26 protein-coding genes are annotated in these 19,650 nt (G+C 63.0%); 15 read left to right on the top strand and 11 right to left on the bottom strand.

Annotated elements, in window-relative coordinates; genetic code table 11:
* Nucleotides 1-11: 11 nt before the first annotated feature.
* From rplR to BG457_RS11960, 12 genes are all read left to right on the top strand, one after another.
* Nucleotides 12-371, top strand: a complete 360-nt coding sequence (gene rplR, locus BG457_RS12015; protein WP_071797387.1) for a 50S ribosomal protein L18 — start codon at nucleotides 12-14, stop codon at nucleotides 369-371.
* Between the two features lie 10 nt (nucleotides 372-381).
* Nucleotides 382-939, top strand: coding sequence for a 30S ribosomal protein S5 (gene rpsE, locus BG457_RS12010; RefSeq protein ID WP_071797386.1), 558 nt, complete (start codon nucleotides 382-384; stop codon nucleotides 937-939).
* Nucleotides 940-951: 12 nt separating this feature from the next.
* Nucleotides 952-1,140 (top strand): 50S ribosomal protein L30, encoded by a 189-nt coding sequence (gene rpmD, locus BG457_RS12005; RefSeq protein WP_071797385.1) that lies wholly within the window; start codon nucleotides 952-954, stop codon nucleotides 1,138-1,140.
* A gap of 102 nt (nucleotides 1,141-1,242) precedes the next feature.
* On the top strand, nucleotides 1,243-1,734 hold the full coding sequence (rplO, locus tag BG457_RS12000; RefSeq protein ID WP_071797384.1) for a 50S ribosomal protein L15: 492 nt from the start codon (nucleotides 1,243-1,245) through the stop codon (nucleotides 1,732-1,734).
* A gap of 103 nt (nucleotides 1,735-1,837) precedes the next feature.
* On the top strand, nucleotides 1,838-3,211 hold the full coding sequence (secY, locus tag BG457_RS11995) for a preprotein translocase subunit SecY (RefSeq protein ID WP_071797383.1): 1,374 nt from the start codon (nucleotides 1,838-1,840) through the stop codon (nucleotides 3,209-3,211).
* Nucleotides 3,208-3,855: an adenylate kinase gene (locus tag BG457_RS11990; protein ID WP_071797382.1), complete on the top strand. Its 648-nt coding sequence runs from the start codon at nucleotides 3,208-3,210 to the stop codon at nucleotides 3,853-3,855. The genes secY and BG457_RS11990 overlap by 4 nt, the downstream gene beginning before the upstream one ends.
* A 207-nt stretch (nucleotides 3,856-4,062) precedes the next feature.
* Nucleotides 4,063-4,431, top strand: coding sequence for a 30S ribosomal protein S13 (gene rpsM, locus BG457_RS11985; protein ID WP_071797381.1), 369 nt, complete (start codon nucleotides 4,063-4,065; stop codon nucleotides 4,429-4,431).
* 15 nt (nucleotides 4,432-4,446) lie between these two features.
* Nucleotides 4,447-4,836 (top strand): 30S ribosomal protein S11, encoded by a 390-nt coding sequence (gene rpsK, locus BG457_RS11980; RefSeq protein WP_071797380.1) that lies wholly within the window; start codon nucleotides 4,447-4,449, stop codon nucleotides 4,834-4,836.
* A 115-nt stretch (nucleotides 4,837-4,951) separates the two neighbouring features.
* Nucleotides 4,952-5,968 carry a DNA-directed RNA polymerase subunit alpha gene (locus BG457_RS11975; RefSeq protein ID WP_071797379.1) on the top strand — a complete coding sequence of 339 codons (1,017 nt, stop codon included), beginning with the start codon at nucleotides 4,952-4,954 and terminating at the stop codon, nucleotides 5,966-5,968.
* 120 nt (nucleotides 5,969-6,088) lie between these two features.
* Nucleotides 6,089-6,508: a 50S ribosomal protein L17 gene (gene rplQ, locus BG457_RS11970; RefSeq protein WP_071797378.1), complete on the top strand. Its 420-nt coding sequence runs from the start codon at nucleotides 6,089-6,091 to the stop codon at nucleotides 6,506-6,508.
* 114 nt (nucleotides 6,509-6,622) lie between these two features.
* Complete coding sequence (locus BG457_RS11965; RefSeq protein WP_071797377.1) at nucleotides 6,623-8,008, top strand: trypsin-like peptidase domain-containing protein; 1,386 nt, start codon at nucleotides 6,623-6,625, stop codon at nucleotides 8,006-8,008.
* 37 nt (nucleotides 8,009-8,045) lie between these two features.
* Nucleotides 8,046-9,365: a replication-associated recombination protein A gene (locus BG457_RS11960; protein ID WP_071797376.1), complete on the top strand. Its 1,320-nt coding sequence runs from the start codon at nucleotides 8,046-8,048 to the stop codon at nucleotides 9,363-9,365.
* Nucleotides 9,366-9,420: 55 nt separating this feature from the next.
* Here BG457_RS11960 and BG457_RS11955 read toward each other — a convergent pair whose 3' ends face one another.
* Nucleotides 9,421-9,966: a pyridoxamine 5'-phosphate oxidase family protein gene (locus BG457_RS11955; protein WP_071797416.1), complete on the bottom strand. Its 546-nt coding sequence runs from the start codon at nucleotides 9,964-9,966 to the stop codon at nucleotides 9,421-9,423.
* A 109-nt stretch (nucleotides 9,967-10,075) separates the two neighbouring features.
* Between BG457_RS11955 and BG457_RS11950 the strand changes: the two genes are divergently transcribed.
* The 3 genes from BG457_RS11950 to BG457_RS11940 are packed head-to-tail and all read left to right on the top strand — an operon-like array spanning nucleotide 10,076 to nucleotide 12,473.
* Nucleotides 10,076-11,113 (top strand): RluA family pseudouridine synthase, encoded by a 1,038-nt coding sequence (locus tag BG457_RS11950; protein ID WP_071797375.1) that lies wholly within the window; start codon nucleotides 10,076-10,078, stop codon nucleotides 11,111-11,113.
* A complete protein-coding gene (locus tag BG457_RS11945) occupies nucleotides 11,110-11,766 on the top strand; it encodes an HAD-IA family hydrolase (protein WP_071797374.1) in 657 nt (218 codons plus the stop codon). The genes BG457_RS11950 and BG457_RS11945 overlap by 4 nt, the downstream gene beginning before the upstream one ends.
* Complete coding sequence (locus tag BG457_RS11940) at nucleotides 11,763-12,473, top strand: ATP12 family chaperone protein (RefSeq protein WP_071797373.1); 711 nt, start codon at nucleotides 11,763-11,765, stop codon at nucleotides 12,471-12,473. The genes BG457_RS11945 and BG457_RS11940 overlap by 4 nt, the downstream gene beginning before the upstream one ends.
* Here the strand turns inward: BG457_RS11940 and BG457_RS11935 are convergent.
* The 10 genes from BG457_RS11935 to rpmH form a co-directional block, all read right to left on the bottom strand.
* Nucleotides 12,464-12,973, bottom strand: a complete 510-nt coding sequence (locus BG457_RS11935; RefSeq protein ID WP_071797372.1) for a SixA phosphatase family protein — start codon at nucleotides 12,971-12,973, stop codon at nucleotides 12,464-12,466. The genes BG457_RS11940 and BG457_RS11935 overlap by 10 nt on opposite strands.
* Nucleotides 12,970-13,617 carry a ferredoxin gene (locus BG457_RS11930; RefSeq protein WP_071797371.1) on the bottom strand — a complete coding sequence of 216 codons (648 nt, stop codon included), beginning with the start codon at nucleotides 13,615-13,617 and terminating at the stop codon, nucleotides 12,970-12,972. The genes BG457_RS11935 and BG457_RS11930 overlap by 4 nt, the downstream gene beginning before the upstream one ends.
* A gap of 3 nt (nucleotides 13,618-13,620) precedes the next feature.
* Nucleotides 13,621-14,493 (bottom strand): acetylglutamate kinase, encoded by an 873-nt coding sequence (gene argB, locus BG457_RS11925; RefSeq protein WP_245770998.1) that lies wholly within the window; start codon nucleotides 14,491-14,493, stop codon nucleotides 13,621-13,623.
* Between the two features lie 17 nt (nucleotides 14,494-14,510).
* The gene (gene yihA, locus BG457_RS11920) at nucleotides 14,511-15,164 is read right to left on the bottom strand and encodes a ribosome biogenesis GTP-binding protein YihA/YsxC (protein ID WP_071797369.1); all 654 of its coding nucleotides are present in this window, start codon (nucleotides 15,162-15,164) and stop codon (nucleotides 14,511-14,513) included.
* Nucleotides 15,161-15,910, bottom strand: a complete 750-nt coding sequence (locus tag BG457_RS11915) for an MOSC domain-containing protein (RefSeq protein ID WP_071797368.1) — start codon at nucleotides 15,908-15,910, stop codon at nucleotides 15,161-15,163. Before BG457_RS11915 ends, yihA begins: the two co-directional genes overlap by 4 nt.
* A gap of 4 nt (nucleotides 15,911-15,914) precedes the next feature.
* Nucleotides 15,915-17,687, bottom strand: coding sequence for a membrane protein insertase YidC (gene yidC / locus BG457_RS11910; protein WP_071797367.1), 1,773 nt, complete (start codon nucleotides 17,685-17,687; stop codon nucleotides 15,915-15,917).
* 112 nt (nucleotides 17,688-17,799) lie between these two features.
* Nucleotides 17,800-18,669, bottom strand: a complete 870-nt coding sequence (gene ttcA / locus BG457_RS11905; protein ID WP_071797415.1) for a tRNA 2-thiocytidine(32) synthetase TtcA — start codon at nucleotides 18,667-18,669, stop codon at nucleotides 17,800-17,802.
* Nucleotides 18,662-18,940, bottom strand: coding sequence for a membrane protein insertion efficiency factor YidD (yidD, locus tag BG457_RS11900; protein WP_071797366.1), 279 nt, complete (start codon nucleotides 18,938-18,940; stop codon nucleotides 18,662-18,664). Before yidD ends, ttcA begins: the two co-directional genes overlap by 8 nt.
* Nucleotides 18,937-19,359 (bottom strand): ribonuclease P protein component, encoded by a 423-nt coding sequence (gene rnpA, locus BG457_RS11895; protein ID WP_071797365.1) that lies wholly within the window; start codon nucleotides 19,357-19,359, stop codon nucleotides 18,937-18,939. The genes yidD and rnpA overlap by 4 nt, the downstream gene beginning before the upstream one ends.
* 38 nt (nucleotides 19,360-19,397) lie before the next feature.
* Nucleotides 19,398-19,532 carry a 50S ribosomal protein L34 gene (rpmH, locus tag BG457_RS11890; RefSeq protein WP_071797364.1) on the bottom strand — a complete coding sequence of 45 codons (135 nt, stop codon included), beginning with the start codon at nucleotides 19,530-19,532 and terminating at the stop codon, nucleotides 19,398-19,400.
* Nucleotides 19,533-19,650: the final 118 nt, after the last annotated feature.

Raw genomic sequence — 19,650 nt, 5'->3', positions numbered from 1 at the left:
GGGCGCGACAAATGGCGAACACGAAGCAAAAGCTGTTCCAGAAACGCCGCTTGCGCGTGCGGAACAAGATCAAGAAAACGGCCAATGGGCGTCCGCGCCTGTCGGTGCACCGGTCGAACAAGAACATCAGCGTTCAGTTGATCGACGATATCAACGGTGTGACCCTGGCCTCGGCCTCGACGCTCGAAAAGGATTTCGGGTTGGCAGGCACCAACAACAAGGACGCTGCTGCCAAGGTCGGCGCCGCGATTGCCGAGCGCGCGAAAGCCGCTGGCGTCGAGGAGTGCTATTTCGACCGCGGTGGTTTCATCTTTCACGGGAAAGTCAAGGCGCTTGCCGATGCTGCCCGTGAAGGCGGCCTGAAGTTCTGAGGAGACGATTATGGCAGAAAGAGAAAACCGCCGGGACCGTCGCGATCGCGCCGAGGAAACCCCGGAATTCGCCGATCGTCTGGTTGCGATCAACCGCGTGTCGAAAACCGTGAAGGGGGGTAAGCGCTTCGGCTTTGCAGCTCTCGTGGTGGTCGGCGATCAGCGCGGCCGCGTGGGCTTCGGCAAGGGCAAGGCGAAAGAAGTGCCCGAGGCGATCCGCAAGGCAACCGAACAGGCCAAGCGCCAGATGATCCGCGTGCCGCTGAAAGATGGCCGCACGCTGCATCATGACATCGAAGGGCGCCATGGGGCTGGCAAGGTCATCATGCGTCAGGCCGTGCCGGGGACCGGTATCATTGCCGGTGGTCCGATGCGCGCCGTGTTCGAGATGCTGGGTCTGCAGGATGTTGTGGCAAAGTCGCAGGGCAGCCAGAACCCCTATAACATGGTTCGGGCAACCTTTGACGCGCTGCGCAATTCCGCCAGCCCCCGTCAGGTGGCACAGCGTCGCGGCAAGAAGGTGGCGGATATCCTCCGCAAGCCCGAAGCCGAGACGGCTGAGGCGTAAGGAGCGAGAACTATGGCAAAAACCATCGTCGTCAAGCAGATCGGCTCGCCGATCCGCCGCCCCGCCATCCAGCGTGCAACGCTGAAAGGTCTGGGCCTGAACAAGATGCACCGCACGCGCGAGCTGGAAGATACGCCTTCCGTGCGCGGCATGGTGAATTCGATCCCGCATCTGGTCGCAATCATCGAAGAGCGCGGCTGAAACTTCCCGTAGGGTGCGTGCTGAGCACGCACCCTACTCACATTTTCGCCGTGTGGCCCTGATCCGTCGCTGGCAGGGCTTTCCGGCCTAAGGAGAAGCGACATGAAACTGAATGAACTGCGCGACAATCCCGGCGCAACCAAGACCAAGAAGCGCGTTGCGCGTGGCCCCGGTTCGGGCAAGGGCAAGATGGCTGGCCGTGGTATCAAGGGTCAGAAATCCCGTTCTGGTGTGGCGATCAATTCCTATGAAGGCGGCCAGATGCCGCTGTACATGCGCCTGCCGAAGCGTGGCTTCAACAAGCCCAACCGCAAGAGCTTCGCTGTGGTCAATCTTGGCCTGATCGAGAAGTTCCTCGCCGAGGGCAAGCTTGACGCCGCCAATGCGATCACCGAGGACGCGCTGGTCGCCTCGGGTCTGGTGCGCCGCAAGCTCGATGGCATCCGCGTTCTGGCCAAGGGCGAGATTTCGTCCAAGGTGACGCTGCAGGTCAGCGGCGCGTCGAAATCGGCGGTTGAAGCGGTCGAGAAAGCCGGGGGCAAGCTGGAAATCATCGCGCCCGCGACGAAAAACGAGGCGGCTGCTGCCGAATAATGGTTGTGAGTGCCCGACAGGGCGCTTACATCCACATACAGGGTTTTCGCGCCGCCGACCGGACCCCGGTCTGGCGGCGCTGACATGACAAAGAGAGACGCGCATGGCATCTGCTGCTGATCAACTCGCCGCGAATACAAGCTGGGGGGCGCTGGCCAAAGCCACTGATTTGCGTCGCCGCATCTTCTTCGCGCTTGGCCTTCTGATCGTCTATCGCATCGGCACCTATATTCCCGTTCCAGGGATTGATGGAAATGCGCTGCGTGATTTCATGGATGAGGCGGCTTCCGGAATCGGCGGCATGCTCAACATGTTCACGGGCGGGGCGATCAGCCGGATGGGGATCTTTGCCCTCGGAATCATGCCCTATATTTCCGCCGCGATCATCGTGCAGCTGGTCGGCGCCATGTATGAGCCGTGGAAAGCGCTGAAGAAAGAGGGCGAGTTGGGGCGGCGCAAGCTGAACCAGTATACACGCTACCTGACCGTGATCCTTGCAACCGGGCAATCCTATGGTCTGGCCGTGTCGCTGGAGGCCGGGGATCTGGCGACCGATCCGGGCTGGTTCTTCCGTGCGGCAGTCGTGATTACCCTTGTGGGCGGCACCATGTTCCTGATGTGGCTGGGCGAGCAGATCACCGAGCGCGGCATCGGCAACGGCATTTCGCTGATCATCTTCGTGGGCATCATTGCCGAGATTCCGGCAGCCCTTGCCACCTTCCTCAGCCAGGGCCGGTCCGGTGATATCTCGCCTGCGGTGATCATCGGGGTGATGGTGATGATGGTGGTGCTGATCGCCTTCGTGGTGTTCATGGAACGCGCGATCCGCAAGATCACCATCCAGTATCCGCGGCGTCAGGTCGGCATGAAGGTCTTTGATGGCGGCGCCTCGCATCTGCCGATCAAGGTCAACCCCGCCAATGTGATCCCGGCCATCTTCGCCTCGTCGCTGCTGCTGCTGCCGACGACCATCGCGACGTTTTCGGGCAACGCGCAAAGCGAGATCATGGCGACCCTGCTGGCCTATTTCGGCCCGGGCCAGCCCGCCTATCTGGTGTTCTTCACCGCGATGATCATCTTCTTCACCTTCTTCTACACGCAGAATGTGTCCTTCAAGACCGAGGATGTCGCAGAGAATCTGAAGAACCAGAACGGGTTCATTCCCGGCATCCGTCCCGGCAAGCGCACCGAGGAATATCTCGACTATGTGGTGACGCGGATCGTGACGGTCGGGGCGATCTATCTCGCGGCCGTCTGTCTCATGCCCGAAATCCTGCGCGGTCAGCTTGCCATTCCGTTCTATTTCGGCGGAACCTCGGTGCTGATTGTCGTCTCGGTGACGATGGATACGATCAACCGGGTTCAGTCGCATCTCGTCGCGCATCAATATGAGGGTCTGCTGGAGAAATCCCAGCTGCGCAGTCGTGGACGCAAGAGCGGCGCGAATGGCCGCTCCAAACCGCCGGCGCGTCGATGATGAATATCATTCTCATTGGCCCGCCCGGCGCGGGGAAAGGCACGCAGGCCAAGCGTCTTGTCAGCGAGCGCGGCTTTGTTCAGCTCTCGACCGGGGACATGCTGCGCGAGGCGAAAAGCTCGGGGACCGAAATGGGCCAACGCGTCGCCGAGGTGATGGCGCGCGGGGAACTTGTCACCGACGAGATCGTGATCGGCCTGATCGCCGAGAAGCTCGATTCGGTTGCAGGTGCTGATGTGATCTTTGACGGTTTCCCGCGGACTCTGGCACAGGCGGATGCGCTTGGCGCGTTGCTGCAGGCCCGCGGCACGCAGATCGCGCATGTGATCGAAATGGCCGTCGATGACGAGGCGCTGGTCGCGCGCATCACCGGGCGCTTTTCCTGTGCCTCTTGCGGCGAGGTCTATCACGATGTGACCCGGCAGCCCAAGGTCAAAGGGCGCTGCGATATCTGCGGCGGAACCGAGTTCCTGCGCCGCGCCGATGATTCGGAAGACTCGCTGCGCGTGCGCCTGATGTCCTATTACAAGCAGACATCTCCGCTGCTGGGCTATTACCACGCCAAAGGGCTGCTGCGGTCGCTCGATGGTATGGGCGAGATGGATGCTGTTGCCAGCGGGATTTCGGCGATTCTGGACAGCTGAAACCCCGGCGCAGGCAGGTCCACGCCACTGTGAGCAGCGGCCACTTGACCTCGCTGGCAAAACGACATAGGCGAAACGCTCGAACGTCGAATCGCGCCTCGGATACGGGGCGCCTTTCGTTTGGAAGGCACGCGGGAGACTGGCCCTCGTGTTGTGAAAAAAGGTTCTGGGATTACGGAACCGCAACAGAAAAAAGGATGAAACCGCGTGGCTCGTATTGCTGGCGTCAATATTCCGACGGGGAAACGTGTCCCCATCGCTCTCACTTATATCCACGGTATCGGCCCGAAATCCGCCGTCGATATCTGCACCGCAGTCGGGATCGACCTGACGCGCCGTGTGAACGAACTCTCTGATGCCGAAGTGCTTGCCGTGCGCGAGCATATCGACGCGAATTTCACGGTCGAGGGCGACCTGCGCCGTGAAGTGCAGATGAATATCAAGGGCATGATGGATCTCGGTTCCTATCGCGGCCTGCGTCATCGTCGCAACCTGCCTGTGCGCGGTCAGCGCACCCATACCAATGCGCGCACGCGCAAAGGCCCCGCAAAAGCCATTGCTGGCAAGAAGAAGTAAGGGAAGGGCAGAACGATGGCTCGTGATAAAACCCGCGTCAAGCGGAAGGTCCGCAAGAATATCGCTGCTGGCGTCGCGCATGTGAATTCCAGCTTCAACAACACCAAGGTTCTGATCTCGGATGTGCAGGGCAATGCAATTGCATGGTCCTCTGCCGGCACCATGGGCTTCAAGGGCTCGCGTAAATCGACCCCCTATGCTGCGCAGCTTGCCGCGGAAGATGCTGGCAAGAAAGCGCAGGAACATGGCGTCAAGACGCTGGAAGTCGAAGTTCAGGGCCCCGGCTCGGGTCGCGAATCCGCGCTGCGCGCGCTGGCCGCTGTCGGCTTCAACATCACCTCGATCCGTGATGTCACGCCGATGGCGCATAACGGCTGCCGCCCCCCGAAGCGTCGTCGCGTCTGACACTTCCGTAACCTTTGGCGGGTCGCATGGTTCATGCGGCCTGCTTTCGTCATTTTGACCCTCGGGCGTTGCAACGTATCGGACATGGCGCTGCAACAAGTATGGAGGCGACCGCATGATCCACAAGAATTGGCAAGAATTGATCAAACCCTCGCAGCTTGAGGTCAAGCCCGGTGCCGACCCGATGCGTCAGGCGACTGTGGTCGCCGAGCCTCTGGAGCGTGGCTTTGGTCTGACGCTGGGCAATGCGCTGCGTCGCGTGCTGATGTCGTCGCTGCAGGGTGCCGCGATCACCTCGGTGCAGATCGACAATGTGCTGCATGAATTCTCCTCCGTGCCGGGTGTGCGCGAGGATGTGACCGATATCGTACTCAACCTGAAAACCGTGTCGCTGCGCATGGATGTCGAAGGCCCGAAGCGGCTGTCGATTTCGGCCAATGGCCCGGGCGTCGTGACTGCGGGTGACATTCAGACCAGCGCCGGGATTGAAGTCCTGAACAAGGATCAGGTGATCTGCCATCTCGATGACGGCGCTTCGGTCTATATGGAGCTGACGGTGAATACCGGGAAGGGCTATGTCTCTGCCGACAAGAACCGCCCCGAGGATGCACCGATCGGTCTGATCCCGATCGACGCGATCTTCTCGCCGGTGAAGAAAGCCAGCTACGAGGTTCAGCCGACCCGTGAGGGACAGGTACTCGATTATGACAAGCTGACGATGAAGGTCGAGACCGATGGGTCTGTCAGCGCGGAAGATGCGGTCGCTTATGCCGCGCGGATTCTGCAGGACCAGTTGCAGATCTTCGTGAATTTCGACGAGCCTGAATCGGCAAGCTCGAAGGATGATGATGACGGTCTGGAATTCAACCCGCTTCTGCTGAAGAAGGTGGATGAGCTGGAACTGTCGGTGCGGTCTGCCAACTGCCTGAAGAACGACAATATCGTCTATATCGGCGATCTGATCCAGAAAACCGAAGCCGAGATGCTGCGCACGCCGAATTTCGGGCGCAAGTCGCTGAACGAGATCAAGGAAGTGCTTTCGGGCATGGGGCTGCATCTGGGCATGGATGTCGAGGAATGGCCGCCTGAGAATATCGATGACCTCGCCAAGCGGTTCGAGGATCAGTTCTGAACCTGTAGGGTGCGTGCTCAGCACGCACCCAACGACACCCGGGCACAATGCCCCAAGGAGAGTCCCGGTCACGCAGCCGGGGCCGGACAAAGCAAAACAAGACGTTGAAGGAGAGACACCATGCGTCACGCCAGAGGATACCGCCGCCTGAACCGCACCCATGAGCACCGCAAGGCGCTGTTTGCGAATATGTGCGGCTCGCTCATCGAACATGAGCAGATCAAGACCACCCTGCCCAAGGCCAAGGAACTGCGCCCGATCATCGAAAAGCTGATCACGCTGGCCAAGCGCGGTGATCTGCATGCGCGCCGTCAGGCCGCCGCGCAGCTGAAAGAAGACAAGGATGTGGCCAAGCTCTTCGAAGTGCTGGGTCCGCGCTACAAGGATCGTCAGGGCGGCTATGTGCGCGTTCTGAAAGCAGGCTTCCGCTATGGCGACATGGCCCCGATGGCGATCATCGAATTCGTCGAGCGCGATGTGAATGCCAAAGGCGCTGCCGATCTGGCGCGTCTGGAAGCCGAAGAGGCTTCCGAGGATTGATCTCGGTCGACCCGAGACAACGAGGCCCGCACGCGCAGCGTGCGGGCCTTTTGCATTGAAACCACGCCCCGCGTGCCCCTATATCCTGCGCAGCGATCAGCGGAGTTCGATCCCATGCGTTTCCTGTCCCTTGCCCTGTTCTGCGCCGCAATTCTCGCGGCCCCCGCAGCGACATCCGAGACCGTCCCGGCATCGCAGGCCCAGATCCAGCTCAGCTTCGCCCCGGTCGTGCGCGAGACCGCGCCTGCTGTCGTCAACATCTACGCCCAGCGTGTTGTGGAACAACGCAGCAGTCCTTTCGCGGATGACCCGTTTTTCGGCGATCTGTTCCGCAATTTCGGGCAGGTCACGCCACGCGTGCAGAATTCGCTCGGTTCCGGTGTGATCCTGTCCGAGGATGGTATTGTCGTGTCGAATTTTCATGTGGTCGGGAATGCGACGGAAATCCGGGTCATCCTGAATGACCGGCGTGAATTTGATGCAGAGATCATCCTGACCGATGAGGAAAGCGACCTTGCGGTGCTGAAACTGCGCGATGCGCGCGATCTGCCCGTGCTGGAATTTGCCGATTCGGATGCCGTGGAAGTCGGCGAACTTGTGCTGGCCATCGGTAACCCCTTCGGTGTGGGCCAGACCGTTTCCAGCGGGATCATTTCGGGTCTCGCACGCTCGGGCATCGCCGTGGGGTCTGGTCGCGGCTATTTCATCCAGACCGATGCCCCGATCAATCCCGGCAATTCGGGCGGCGCTCTGGTCGACATGCAGGGACGGCTGGTCGGCGTGAATACCGCCATCATCTCGCGTTCGGGGGCCTCGCACGGGATCGGCTTCGCCATCCCGGCCAATCTGGTGGCCCAGGTCGTGACACAGGCACGCGAGGGCCGCACACGCTTCCAGCGGCCCTGGGCCGGAGTGACCGCGCAGGCTGTGGATGCCTCTATCGCCGAGGCCTTTGACCAGCCGGTCCCCGAAGGGGTGATCCTCCTCGACATCCATCCTGACAGCCCGCTCGCGCAGGCTGGTCTCCAACGCGGGGATGTGGTGCTCAGCGTTGATGGGGCTGCGGTCAATTCCGGCCCTGAAATGATGTTCCGGCTCGCTGCGCGCGGGCTGGGGGCAGAGGCCGATCTGACCTTCCGCCGCAGGGAAAGGGTGCAGGACGCGACAATCGCGCTGATCGCGCCTCCGGACATACCCGACCGTGCCGAGCGAACGATCATCCAGAGATCGGCGTTGCGGGGCCTCTCGGTCGCCCGGATCAACCCGGCGGTCAGCGCCGAATATAACCTCTCGCCCGATGCACAGGGGATTCTGGTCATAGAGCTGCGCGATATCGCCGCGCGCACCGGGTTGCGCGAGGGCGATATCCTGATCTCGATCAACGGAATGCCGGTCACATCCACGGATGATGTTATGACACTCGCGGCGGAACCCCTGCGCAACTGGCAGATCGAGGTGCTGCGCGACGGGCGGCGCATGACCCTGCGGTTTCGCCTCTGAGCTTTCCGAGCGCGCAGGCCCCGGCTAAGGTGATTTCATGGCAGACCTCTTCGACCGCACCGACCCTGCGCCCCCCGATGCGCCCATTGACGCGCCCCGCCCGCTTGCGGACCGGCTGCGCCCGCGCGCGCTCTCCGAGGTGATCGGGCAGGACAAGGCACTTGGCCCCGACGGCCCGCTGGGCGCGATGCTCGCGGGCGGGGAACTGGCCTCGCTCATCCTCTGGGGGCCGCCCGGCGTCGGCAAGACCACCATCGCGCGGCTGCTCGCGGATCAGACGGACCAGCAATTCACCCAGATCAGCGCGATTTTCTCGGGCGTGCCGGAATTGCGCAAGGTCTTCGAGCAGGCCAAGCTGCGCCGGAAATCAGGGCAGGGGACGCTCCTGTTCGTGGATGAGATCCACCGCTTCAACAAGTCGCAGCAGGACAGTTTCCTGCCGCATATGGAAGATGGCACGATCACGCTGGTCGGTGCCACCACCGAGAATCCGTCCTTTGAACTGAACGCCGCCCTTCTGTCGCGCGCGCAGGTGATCCTTCTCGACCGCCTGTCGCTCGCCGATCTGGAGTTGCTGGCGCAGCGGGCGGAACGCGAGCTGGATCGCAGCCTGCCGCTGACCGGCCCCGCGCGCGAGGCGCTGCTGGAAATGGCCGATGGCGACGGGCGCGCGCTTCTGAACCTTGTCGCGCAGGTCATGGGCTGGCAGGTCACGGGCAAGCTGGACCCTGCGGCCCTGTCGAGCCGTCTGATGCGGCGCGCAGCGCAATATGACAAATCGGGCGATGCGCATTACAACCTGATCTCGGCGCTGCACAAATCGGTGCGCGGATCAGACCCGGACGCGGCCCTTTACTGGTTCGCGCGGATGATAGAGGGCGGCGAAGACCCGCGCTATCTGGCCCGCCGCCTGACGCGCATGGCCATCGAGGATATCGGCAATGCCGACCCGCAGGCGCAAGCAGTCTGTCTGGATGCCTGGCAGAGCTATGAGCGCATGGGCTCGCCCGAAGGCGAGTTGGCGCTGGCGCAGGCGGTGATCTATCTCGCCCTCGCCCCGAAATCGAATGCGGGCTATATGGCGTGGAAAGCCGCGCTCCGGCTGGCGAAAGAGACCGGATCAAAGCCGCCGCCCAAGCATATCCTGAACGCGCCGACGAAGCTGATGAAATCCGAGGGCTATGGCGCAGGCTATGCCTATGACCATGATGCAGAGGACGGGTTCTCAGGGCAGAATTATTTCCCCGATGGGGTGAAGCGCCCGGTGCTCTATCAGCCGGTCGAGCGCGGGTTCGAGCGGGAACTGGGCAAGCGGGTCGCTTTCTTTGCCAAGCTGCGCGAGAAGCGGGGCGGGTGACGGGGCTGAAGCCCCGTTTTTATGAGTATTTGGGGCAAGATGAAACAGGGTGCTGTCAGGCGATATCGGTGGGCAGCCCGTCAAGGCTGCGGCGATTCTTGACCTGCTGGTATTTGACGGTCTTTTCGGGACCAAGGCGCTCGAAATAGGGCACAAGCTGGCTTTCGGCGCGCGGCGAGACAAGTGTCATTTCCGGCACGCCCATGCCGCAGGAGATATGGACCAGATCGACGGCCAGATCGAAAATCTGCCGCGCCCCGGCATAGTGTGGGAAATGGGCGGAAAGTGCGGCACCTTCGTCAGAGGCGGGATGCAGGAGCCGTGCCTGACCATAGAGGCGCAGCGTCCGGGGCGGCCCGTTGAAGGCGCAGAACATCAGCGTCATGCGCGGGTTGTCGAGGATATGGGCCGCGGTTTCATTGCCGCTTCCGGTCACATTGAGCCAGATCACGCGATCCGGGCCGAGCACGCGCAGCGCATCCAGCCCTTTGGGCGAGAGATTGACCCGCCCCTTGCGCGGGGCGGTCGCGACAAAGAACATGGGCTGCGCCGCAATGAAGGCGGCATGATCGGCGTCGATTGTGGGAAAGCTGGTGCCCATCATGGTCTCCTGTCCGGTACAACCAGTCTATTCCGGCAACCGGGCGAAGGCCAGCCGTTGACATCCTGTGCCATGCGAGGAAAGGAAGACCGGAGATACGAGGGTAGCCATGAGCAAGGTGCAGATACGACAGGTCGGCGTGGATGAGGGCGAGCAGCGGCTGGACCGCTGGCTGAAGCGCCAGTTTCCGCAGATCACGCAAGGGCTGATCGAGAAAGCCTGCCGCAAGGGCGAGATCCGGGTGGATGGCGCGCGGGTGCAGGCCTCTACACGGGTGCAGGGGGGCCAGAGCGTGCGCATTCCGCCCCTGCCCGAGAGCGAGGCCGCGCCGGTCGCGCGCACCCCGCGACTGGCCGAGAGCGATGCCGAGATGATCCGCGCCGCCGTGATCTGGAAGGATCAGCATATTATCGCGCTCAACAAACCCCCCGGCCTGCCCAGTCAGGGCGGCAGCGGGCAGGGCGCGCGGCATGTGGACGGGCTGAGCCCGGCGCTGATGTTCGACTACAAGGAACGCCCGGTGCTGGTGCACAGGCTCGACAAGGACACCTCGGGCGTCCTGCTTCTGGCGCGCACGCCGCGCGTGGCGCGCAGGCTGGCCGAGGCGTTCCGCCATCGCGCCACACGCAAGATTTACTGGGCACTGGTCGCGGGCGTGCCGACACCGGCCAAGGGCACGATCAAATACGGGCTGGTGAAGGCCGGCGGGCGCGGGGCAGGCGAGAAGATGCGCTGCATCCACCCTGCGGAAGTGGACCAGACCGAAGGCGCGAAGCGCGCCGTCACCGATTTTGCCGTGCTGGAACGTCTGGGCGGGCGCGCAGCCTGGATGGCGCTCTCGCCCATCACCGGACGGACGCATCAGTTGCGCGCGCATATGGCCGAGATCGGCCATCCGATCATCGGTGATGGAAAGTATGGCGGATCGGCGCAGGAAAATCTGGGCGATGGCTGGGGCGCGGGGATCGGCGGCGAGGTCAGCCGCAAGCTGCATCTGCATGCCCGGTCGCTGCGGCTGGAACATCCGGTGACGGGCGCGATGCTGAGTTTCACGGCCCCCTTGCCCGAGCATATGGCGCAAAGCTGGAAACTCTTTGGCTGGCAACCCGGCGATGTGCCCGAAGATCCGTTCGAGGATGAGGCGTGACGCAGCGGCTGGTGATCTTCGACGTCGATGGCACGCTGGTCGACAGTCAGGCGCATATCCTCGGTGCTATGAGCGTGGCCTTCGAGGGGATCGGACACGCCTTGCCCGCGCGCGAGGCCGTGCTCGGGATTGTCGGCCTGTCCTTGCCTGTGGCGATGGCAAGATTGACCCCGGAATTGCCCGCCACAGCCCATGCGGAACTGGTCGAGCGGTATAAGGGCGCCTACATGACCCTGCGTGCAGAGACGCTCTCGCCGCTCTATCCCGGTGCTGCCGAGGCTCTGGAGCAACTGGCCGCCGATCCGCAGATCGTGCTGGGCATCGCCACGGGCAAATCACGCCGGGGCATGGATCACATCATGGCGGCGCATGGCTGGGCCGGGCGCTTCGCCACGGTGCAGGTCGCCGATGACCACCCGTCGAAACCGCACCCGTCCATGATCGCGGCCTGCCTGCGCGATACGGGTCTTGCGGCGGATCAGGCGCTGATGGTGGGGGACACGCGCTTTGACATGGAGATGGCGCGCGCCGCAGGCGTGCGCGGTCTGGGTGTTGCCTGGGGCTACCATGCGGCGGAAACGCTTGGCGGCCCGGTGATCGCGGATTTCGCGGAACTGCCGCGTGCGCTTGCAGAACTTTGGGAGATGACATGAGCGGCTGGGTGAAAAAGCGGTTCTGGAAAGATGCAGAGGTCACGCCTTGCGAGGGCGGTTTCACGGTCACACTCGACGGCAGGGCGCTGAAGACCCCTGCGAAATCCGCGCTGATCGTTCCCACGGCCGCGCTGGCTGAATTGATCGCAGAGGAATGGCGCGCGCAGCGCGAGGTGATCGACCCCGAGAGCATGCCTGCGACCCGCGCGGCCAATTCCGCCATCGACAAGGTGCGCGGGCAGAAATCCGAAGTGACCGGGATCATCACCGCCTATGGCGACAGCGATCTGGTCTGCTATCGTGCCGAAAGCCCCGAGGCGCTGGTCGCGCGCGAGGCCGCAGCCTGGGATCCGCTGATCGACTGGTGCGCGCATCGCTACACGATGCGCCCGCTCGTGCGCATCGGGGTGATCCATGCGCCGCAGCCGCAGGCGCTGCTTTCCAGCCTGCAAGCCGATGTCGAGCGGCTGACGAATTTCGAGCTGACCGCCTTTCATGATCTGGTGGCGATGAGTGGTTCGCTGATCATCGGGCTGGCAACTCTGGACCGTTTTGCCCCACCAGAGGCGCTCTGGGACGCCTCGCGCGTGGATGAGGAGTACCAGATCGAGCAATGGGGCAGCGATGAAGAGGCCGAGAAACTGACCTTGGCGCGCAAGGCGAGCTTTTTGCAGGCCGCGCGTTTCTATTTCGCGCTTCAGGACTGATCCAGTTCGCGCGGGACAATGAAATCCAGCGCGCGCCCGCTGCCAGGGCGCAGCTCAGTCCAGCTCTCTGCCTCGAACTCGGCCACCAGCGTGGCGCAGGTCGGGTAGCGCGCGAATCCCGGATGCGCGACCGGCGTCTCCAGCAGCATTTCAGCAAAAGCCGCGATACCCGGATTGTGGCCGATCATCATCACGCAGGGGGCTTTCGCAGTGGCAAGGCAACGCTGCATCACATCCGGTCCCGCCAGATAGAGCGCAGGTTCAAACCGGACTGGCACCGGCGCGGGAAACTCCCCGGACAGCAGCGCCCAGGTCTCGCGCGTGCGGCTGGCATCCGAGACCAGCGCTTCCTGCGGGATATGGCCTTTCCCGACCAGCCAACGCCCGATCAGCGGTGCCGCGCGTTTGCCGCGCTTGTTTAGCGGGCGCTCGTGGTCCGTATCCAGCGGATTGTCCCATTCGGATTTGGCATGGCGGCTCAGGATCAGGCGCAGGGTCATGGGTGAAAATGCCTCATATGGAAAGCGGATTGTTCCGGATCGCGGCCAAAGGCTTGCGAGACCGGGCAGGCACGGCGCACAGCGCAGCCGTTGTTCATGCAGTCAGCCCCTGCGGGCGTGTCAAGGAAAGCATGGCAGGCGGGAATGTCATAGCCTTGGTCTGTCAATGCGCCGACGGGGCAGGCGCTGACACAGGGCCGCGTGCAGGGATCGCAGGGCGCGGGGGTGGCAGCTGGCAGGTCTATCGCCACCGCGAAGCCCAATGCGCCGCGAAAGGACAGCCATAACCCCTGCCGGTCATGGATCAGCCATTGCACCGGCGAGGACCGCGCCTGTCCGCTGGCCAAGGCCCATGTGAAAAACGGATGCGGGGGGCGCGCTCCGAACGGATAGAATGCCCGCGCGCCAAGCTCATGCGCCAGCGCATCAATGACCCGCACTGACCAGCGATCCATCGGATCGGGCTGGCCATCGCGATATTCCGGGCTTTGGGTGAAATGCGCCCAGAAACGCGGGCCATCCGGCGCGATCATCAGCAGGGTTTCCAACCCGTCGGGCAAGGGACGTGTGGTCTTCTGCACACCCCCTGCGATTGTCAGGGCATGACGCTGAACCTGTCGTTCGATCTGCGCCAGCCCCGGCATGACCTAGCCACGCGGCGCAATCTGGGGCGCGCTGTCGCGGATGATGCTGCCCGCGCCGTGATCGGTAAACAGCTCAAGCAGGCAGGCATTGGGCGCGCGCCCGTCAAGGATCACCACCGCCCGCACGCCGCCCTCGATCGCTGCGAGCGCGGTTTCGGTCTTGGGGATCATCCCGCCCGCAATCACCCCCGCCTCGGTCAGTTCGCGCACATGAGCGGGCGAAAGCTGCGTGACCACATCGCCATTGGCATCCTTCACGCCAGAGACATCGGTCAAGAGCAGCAGGCGATCCGCCTTCAGCGCCGCCGCAATCGCGCCCGCCGCGGTGTCACCGTTGATATTATAGGTCTCGCCCGCGCGGCCCATGCCCAAAGGCGCGATCACCGGAATGAAGCCACCGGTGAAAAGATGATGCAGCAGATCCGGGTTCACCGCGACCGGGCGGCCCACAAGGCCAAGCTCGGGATCATCCGGTTCGCAGGCGACCATGCCGCCATCCTTGCCCGACAGGCCGACCGCCCGCCCGCCCTCATCCTGAATCGCCTGCACGATGCGCTTGTTGACCGACCCCGACAGGACCATCTCGACCACTTCCATCGTGGCCGCATCGGTCACGCGCTTGCCACGCACGAAATCGGATTTGATCTCCAGCTTCTTCAGCATCTCGTTGATCATCGGCCCGCCGCCATGCACGATCACGGGATTCACGCCCACTTGTCGCATCAGCACCACATCGCGCGCGAAAGACGCCATTTCCTCGGCATCGCCCATGGCGTGCCCGCCGAATTTGATGACGACAATCGCACCGGCATAGCGTTGCAGATAAGGGAGCGCCTCGGATAATGTCCGGGCGGTGGCAAACCAGTCCTGGCTCATGGGCTTTTGCTTCTTCATCAGGTGAGTCCCGCAATAATCGCGCGGAGGGTGGGAATCCCGAGACCTTTCTCGGACGAGGTGACAACCAGTTCAGGATAGGCCGCCGGGTGTTTTGCCAGTGCGGCCCGGACCTGAGCCAGCGTCTTGTCCTGATCAGCGCGGCTCAGCTTGTCGGCCTTGGTCAGCACAACCTGAAAGGTCACGGCGGATTGGTTCAGAAGGCGCATGATCTCGGCATCGACATCCTTCACCCCATGGCGCATATCGACCAGCAGGAACGCGCGGCGCAGCGTCGCGCGGCCCGAAAGATAGGCTTTCAGCAGACGCTGCCATTTCTCGACAATCGGGATCGGAGCTTTGGCAAAGCCATAGCCCGGCAGATCGACCAGATAATGACTGTCGCCCACTGTGAAATAGTTGATCTCCTGCGTGCGACCGGGCGTGTTCGAGGTGCGCGCAATCGCGCGCCTGCCGGTCAGCGCATTGATCAGGCTGGACTTGCCCACATTCGAGCGCCCCGCGAAACAGACCTCCAGCCGGTCTGCAGGCGGCAGCCCGTCCATGGCGACCACGCCTTTCAGGAACTCGACCTCGCCGGTCAGCAGCTTGCGGCCCGCTTCTTCGGCCAGCGGGTCGGGCGTCTCGGCCAGGGGAAAGGGCAGGGCGGTCATGACAGTACCTTTGCTTGATCGCCCTCGGCCACGGTCCCGGCTTGCGTGACCACGGCATAGACGCCGAAATTCGTATGCCCGTAGCCCTCTTCCAGCGCGTCGAGCGTGTTCACGTCGATCCGCCCGGTCGCGCAATCAACCATCGTGGCGCGGCAGCGGCCAATCGGCTCGACGACTTTCAACCTTGCCTCGCCTATCGCGATCTCGCGGCCCACCAGATCGAATTCTTCCCAGGGCGCAAGCCCCTCCAGCCACAGATTGCCGCGCCAGCGATCCAGACCCAGATCAGTGCCCAGCCGCTGCCCTAGCGCACGGTTCGAGGACAGGTTCAGGATCGAGACACTCTCGAAATCCGTATCCGTCATGCCCCGACCCGCCGTGACCAGCCGCGCAGGCAGCGCGCGCCCCCCCGCCATCAGCGGCGCGACCCAGTTCAGAAACTCCGCCTGCCCTTGCAGCGTGTCGGGGGCAAAGGTCAGATCGTCCCGCATCGGATGGGTCAGGGTGATCTGGCCTGCCTCTTCGTCAAACCGGGCATTGATGGCCTGAAGCGCGGGCGACTTGGCCCCGCGCGTGAAATTCATGCAGGCATTCCAGCCCGGCATGAGTGTCGCCGCCTCATGCGCTACTGCCCAATGCCGGTCGAAGGGCAGGCAATGCCCTTCGCGCAGGCCGACCGCGGCCAGCCGCTCCCGCCCATGCGCCTTTATGGGATGGCGGAAGATATGCGCCAGCCGCCACCCCATCGGTTCAGGTCTTCTTCTTTTTCTTCACGCCGATATTGCCCAGCAGGTCGGGCCTGCTGCCATTCATCGCCATGATCGAATATTGCTGGGTAAAGGTGATCACGTTGTTCGCGATCCAGTAGAGCACCAGACCCGAGGCAAACCAGCCCAGCATGAACATGAAGATCCAGGGCATCCAGGTCATGACCGCTTGCTGGATCGGCTCGGTGGGCGTGGGGTTCAGCTTCATCTGCAGCCACATCGACACGCCCAGCAGGATCGGCAGGATCCCGATGAAGATCAGCGACAGGAAGCTGTCAGGATGCGGTGCCGCCCAAGGCAGCAGGCCGAACAGGTTCATGATCGAGGTCGGATCGGGCGCGGACAGGTCATTGAACACCCCGAACCAGGGCGCGTGCCGCAGGTCGATGGTGACGAAGATCACCTTGTAGAGCGAGAAGAAGATCGGGATCTGCAACAGGATCGGCAGACAGCCCGCCGCCGGATTGACCTTCTTCTCCTTGTAAAGCTTCATCATCTCCTGCTGAAGCTTCTGCTTGTCGTCGCCCGCGCGCTCCTTGAGCGCCAGCATCTCGGGCTGAAGCTCTTTCATCTTGGCCATGCTCACATAGGATTTCCACGCCAGCGGCAGCAGGATCGCCTTGATCAGCAGCGTCAGAACGATGATCGACCAACCCATATTGCCGATCACGCCCTCGATGAAATAGAGCGTCGCGAAGATGGGCTTGGTCAGGAAGAAGAACCAGCCCCAGTCGATCGCATCCAGAAACCGCTCGATCCCCAGCTCGCGCTCATAGGCGCGCAGCACGGACCATTCCTTCGCCCCGGCAAAAAGCATGGTCTCGACCGAACCCGATTCGCCCGGCCCTACCACCAGCGTGGGCAGATCGGCACGCGCCTGATAGACGTCGCGCGCAGGGATATAGCGCTGCACCGCCGAGAAATTCTGCCCCGGCATCGGCACGATAGCCGCCATCCAGTATTTGTCGGCAATCGCGAGCCAGCCATTCGCGGCCACTTCGGTCACGCGCGCATTGGTGTTTTCGCGCTCATGGACACGGAAATCACGGATCGCCTTGTATTTGTCCTCGGACAGCTTGCCATCCGTGACCTGAATGAACCCTTCATGGCTGATGAAGAAATTCTCCAAATCATCCGGCTCGCCGTGGCGCGAGATCAGCCCATAGGGCGCCATCCGCGCCGTTTCCGAACCCGCATTCTCGACACCCTGCGTCACCGTCAGCATGTAATTGTCATCAATGACAAAGCGCTGGGTGAATTGCAGGCCGTTCGCATTCGTCCAGCCCAGCGTGACCGGTGCACCGACGCCCAGCGTGCTGCCTTCGATCACCTCCCAGGGAGTATTGGCACCGGGCACCATGTCCCAGTCCATATTCGGACCGGGCCGCCAGCCATAAAGCGCATAGAAGGCATTGCGCTCCCCTTCCGGGTTCAGCAGATGCACATTGTCCGATCCCGGCTCGGTCGTCTGGCGGTAATCCAGTAGCACCAGATCATCGATCCGGCCGCCGCGCAGATTGATTGTGCCCGACAGGCGCGGAGTCTGGATCGCGACGCGCGGCAGTTCCTCATCCGCAGCAACCTGCTCGGCTTCGGCCATGCTCTGCGCCTCGCCGCTGCCGGCAACCGGCAGTTCCGCGACATCGGCAGCCTCGCGCGGCGTGGGCTCGGGGGGCGGGAACATCCACATCCAGACGACGAGCACCATCAGGCTCAGGCCAAAGGCCAATAGCAGATTGCGGTTCTGTTCTTGCATGGATCAGAGGTATCCTGTCACTCGGGCCCGAGAGTTCGGGCGTCGCGCCCGGTTCAACTAAAGCCCCGCCCAAAGGTCAAGCGGTTTTCCCCCGAATCGGGGGTGCAGCGGCTCACATCCCCTTCAAATCCGGCACAGACCCGGACGGACGCGCCGATGCGCTGGTATTCAAGCCCATGAAGTCGAACAGCGCGGGGTCCGGCAGATGCGAGGGGCGCACATTCATCAGCGCCCGGAACATGACATTGCGCCGCCCCGGTGTGCGCTTTTCCCACTCATTCAGCAGCGCCTTGACCTGCATCCGCTGCAACCCATCCTGAGAGCCACAGAGGTCGCAAGGGATGATCGGGTAATTCATCGCGCGGGCGAAGCGGTCACAATCCTCTTCCGCGACAAAGGCCAGGGGGCGGTAGACGAACAGGTCGCCCTCTTCATTGACCAGTTTCGGCGGCATGGTGGCCAGCCGCCCGCCATGAAAGAGGTTCATGAAGAAGGTTTCCAGCAGATCGTCGCGATGATGGCCCAGCACCACCGCAGAGCAGCCTTCTTCCCGCGCGATCCGGTACAGATTGCCGCGCCGCAGCCGCGAACACAGCGCGCAATAGGTCCGGCCCTGCGGCACCTTGTCCATGACGATGGAATAGGTGTCCTGATACTCGATCCGGTGCGGCACCTGCATGCGTGTCAAGAAATCCGGCAGCACGGTCGCGGGAAAGCCCGGCTGTCCCTGATCCAGATTGCAGGCCAGCAGCTCGACCGGCAACAGCCCGCGCCATTTCAGCTCGATCAGCGCCGCCAGCAGCGTATAGCTGTCCTTGCCGCCCGACAGGCACACCAGCCAGCGCGCGCCGGGTTCCACCATGCCGTATTGATCGAGCACCGCGCGGGTTTCTCGGATGATCCGTTTGCGCAGCTTGCGAAACTCGGTCGTGTCCGGCGCGCCTTGCAGGATCAGCGGCAGATCGGCAGTGTCATCAAGCATCATGCGGGCCTTTCCTGCAGATATGTCCATCATGGTCATGCTCCGGGTCTGCCCCCGGCACCGGATCATAGCCCGAATGGCCCCAGGGGTGGCAGCGCCCGATCCGGCGCAGGGCCAGCCAGCCGCCCCTGATCGCCCCGTGGCGCTCCAGCGCTTCCAGCGCATAGGCCGAACAGGTGGGCTGATAGCGGCAGTTGAACCCCACCCAGGGGCTGAACACGATCCGGTAGAACCGGACGGGCAGCGAAAGCAGCCATGCGCCGGGTTTCATCGCCCATCCCCATGCAGTTTGCGCAAGGCCCGCTCCAGATCGGCACACATGGCTGCGAAATCATGGCTGACCGTCGCACCGGGCCGCCCGATCAGCACATAATCCCAGCCATCCCGCGCGTGTTGCGGCAAGACAGCCCGCGCCACGGCGCGCAGGCGACGCTTGGCACGGTTGCGGGTGACGGCATTGCCGAGCTTCTTCGAACAGGTATAGCCGATCCGCGCGCCACTGACCGCTTCCGCCGCATCGCGCACCCGCGCCTGCACCAGAAAGGCCGGGCAGGGCAGCCGCCGCGCTTTCGCCGCGCGCAGGAAATCGGCGCGTTTCAGAAGCGTTGCAGGCATCGCGCATGACAAAACCGCCGGGGCGTCTGCGGCCTCGGCACCTTGCCTTGCCACATCTGCCCCCGGCGGTGTCATCTCGCTAACCTCTGGCCCGCTTGCGCAGGCCATCGCGTTCAAGCCGACAGATTCTTGCGGCCGATGCGACGACGCGCGTTCAGAATCTTGCGGCCTGCCTTGGTGGCCATGCGTGCGCGGAAACCGTGGCGGCGCTTGCGGACCAGGTTGCTGGGCTGATAGGTGCGTTTCATCGCTCCGTTTCCTTACATTCTGGCGTGCGCATATCCTGCCGGATTCGGCCGCCTTGTCATCTCGAACCCGCCGATTACCTGCCTCCTGCCCGCAAGTCAATTCGCAATTCCAGAGTTT

Origin of the sequence: Natronohydrobacter thiooxidans (assembly GCF_001884735.1) — a bacterium.
Taxonomy (GTDB): Bacteria; Pseudomonadota; Alphaproteobacteria; order Rhodobacterales; family Rhodobacteraceae; genus Roseinatronobacter; species Roseinatronobacter thiooxidans_A.
Note: the sequence above shows the minus strand (reverse complement) of the source record. Positions and strands in the feature narration are given on the sequence as shown.

Excerpts from the sequence above, each read along its gene's own strand:
- BG457_RS11930 (WP_071797371.1), bottom strand. The coding sequence starts at position 13,617 with ATGCCGGGGCTGGCGCAGATCGAACGACAGGTTCAGCGTCATGCCCTG.
- BG457_RS11955 (WP_071797416.1), bottom strand. The coding sequence starts at position 9,966 with ATGGGCACCAGCTTTCCCACAATCGACGCCGATCATGCCGCCTTCATT.
- BG457_RS11975 (WP_071797379.1), top strand. The coding sequence starts at position 4,952 with ATGATCCACAAGAATTGGCAAGAATTGATCAAACCCTCGCAGCTTGAG.
- secY (WP_071797383.1), top strand. The coding sequence starts at position 1,838 with ATGGCATCTGCTGCTGATCAACTCGCCGCGAATACAAGCTGGGGGGCG.
- BG457_RS11915 (WP_071797368.1), bottom strand. The coding sequence starts at position 15,910 with ATGGGGTGGCGGCTGGCGCATATCTTCCGCCATCCCATAAAGGCGCAT.
- rplR (WP_071797387.1), top strand. The coding sequence starts at position 12 with ATGGCGAACACGAAGCAAAAGCTGTTCCAGAAACGCCGCTTGCGCGTG.
- BG457_RS11935 (WP_071797372.1), bottom strand. The coding sequence starts at position 12,973 with ATGACCCTGCGCCTGATCCTGAGCCGCCATGCCAAATCCGAATGGGAC.
- rnpA (WP_071797365.1), bottom strand. The coding sequence starts at position 19,359 with ATGACACCGCCGGGGGCAGATGTGGCAAGGCAAGGTGCCGAGGCCGCA.
- yidC (WP_071797367.1), bottom strand. The coding sequence starts at position 17,687 with ATGCAAGAACAGAACCGCAATCTGCTATTGGCCTTTGGCCTGAGCCTG.
- BG457_RS11940 (WP_071797373.1), top strand. The coding sequence starts at position 11,763 with ATGAGCGGCTGGGTGAAAAAGCGGTTCTGGAAAGATGCAGAGGTCACG.
- BG457_RS11965 (WP_071797377.1), top strand. The coding sequence starts at position 6,623 with ATGCGTTTCCTGTCCCTTGCCCTGTTCTGCGCCGCAATTCTCGCGGCC.
- ttcA (WP_071797415.1), bottom strand. The coding sequence starts at position 18,669 with ATGCTTGATGACACTGCCGATCTGCCGCTGATCCTGCAAGGCGCGCCG.
- BG457_RS11990 (WP_071797382.1), top strand. The coding sequence starts at position 3,208 with ATGATGAATATCATTCTCATTGGCCCGCCCGGCGCGGGGAAAGGCACG.
- rplO (WP_071797384.1), top strand. The coding sequence starts at position 1,243 with ATGAAACTGAATGAACTGCGCGACAATCCCGGCGCAACCAAGACCAAG.
- rplQ (WP_071797378.1), top strand. The coding sequence starts at position 6,089 with ATGCGTCACGCCAGAGGATACCGCCGCCTGAACCGCACCCATGAGCAC.
- argB (WP_245770998.1), bottom strand. The coding sequence starts at position 14,493 with ATGAGCCAGGACTGGTTTGCCACCGCCCGGACATTATCCGAGGCGCTC.
- BG457_RS11950 (WP_071797375.1), top strand. The coding sequence starts at position 10,076 with ATGAGCAAGGTGCAGATACGACAGGTCGGCGTGGATGAGGGCGAGCAG.
- yidD (WP_071797366.1), bottom strand. The coding sequence starts at position 18,940 with ATGAAACCCGGCGCATGGCTGCTTTCGCTGCCCGTCCGGTTCTACCGG.
- rpmH (WP_071797364.1), bottom strand. The coding sequence starts at position 19,532 with ATGAAACGCACCTATCAGCCCAGCAACCTGGTCCGCAAGCGCCGCCAC.
- BG457_RS11960 (WP_071797376.1), top strand. The coding sequence starts at position 8,046 with ATGGCAGACCTCTTCGACCGCACCGACCCTGCGCCCCCCGATGCGCCC.
- rpmD (WP_071797385.1), top strand. The coding sequence starts at position 952 with ATGGCAAAAACCATCGTCGTCAAGCAGATCGGCTCGCCGATCCGCCGC.
- rpsK (WP_071797380.1), top strand. The coding sequence starts at position 4,447 with ATGGCTCGTGATAAAACCCGCGTCAAGCGGAAGGTCCGCAAGAATATC.
- yihA (WP_071797369.1), bottom strand. The coding sequence starts at position 15,164 with ATGACCGCCCTGCCCTTTCCCCTGGCCGAGACGCCCGACCCGCTGGCC.
- rpsE (WP_071797386.1), top strand. The coding sequence starts at position 382 with ATGGCAGAAAGAGAAAACCGCCGGGACCGTCGCGATCGCGCCGAGGAA.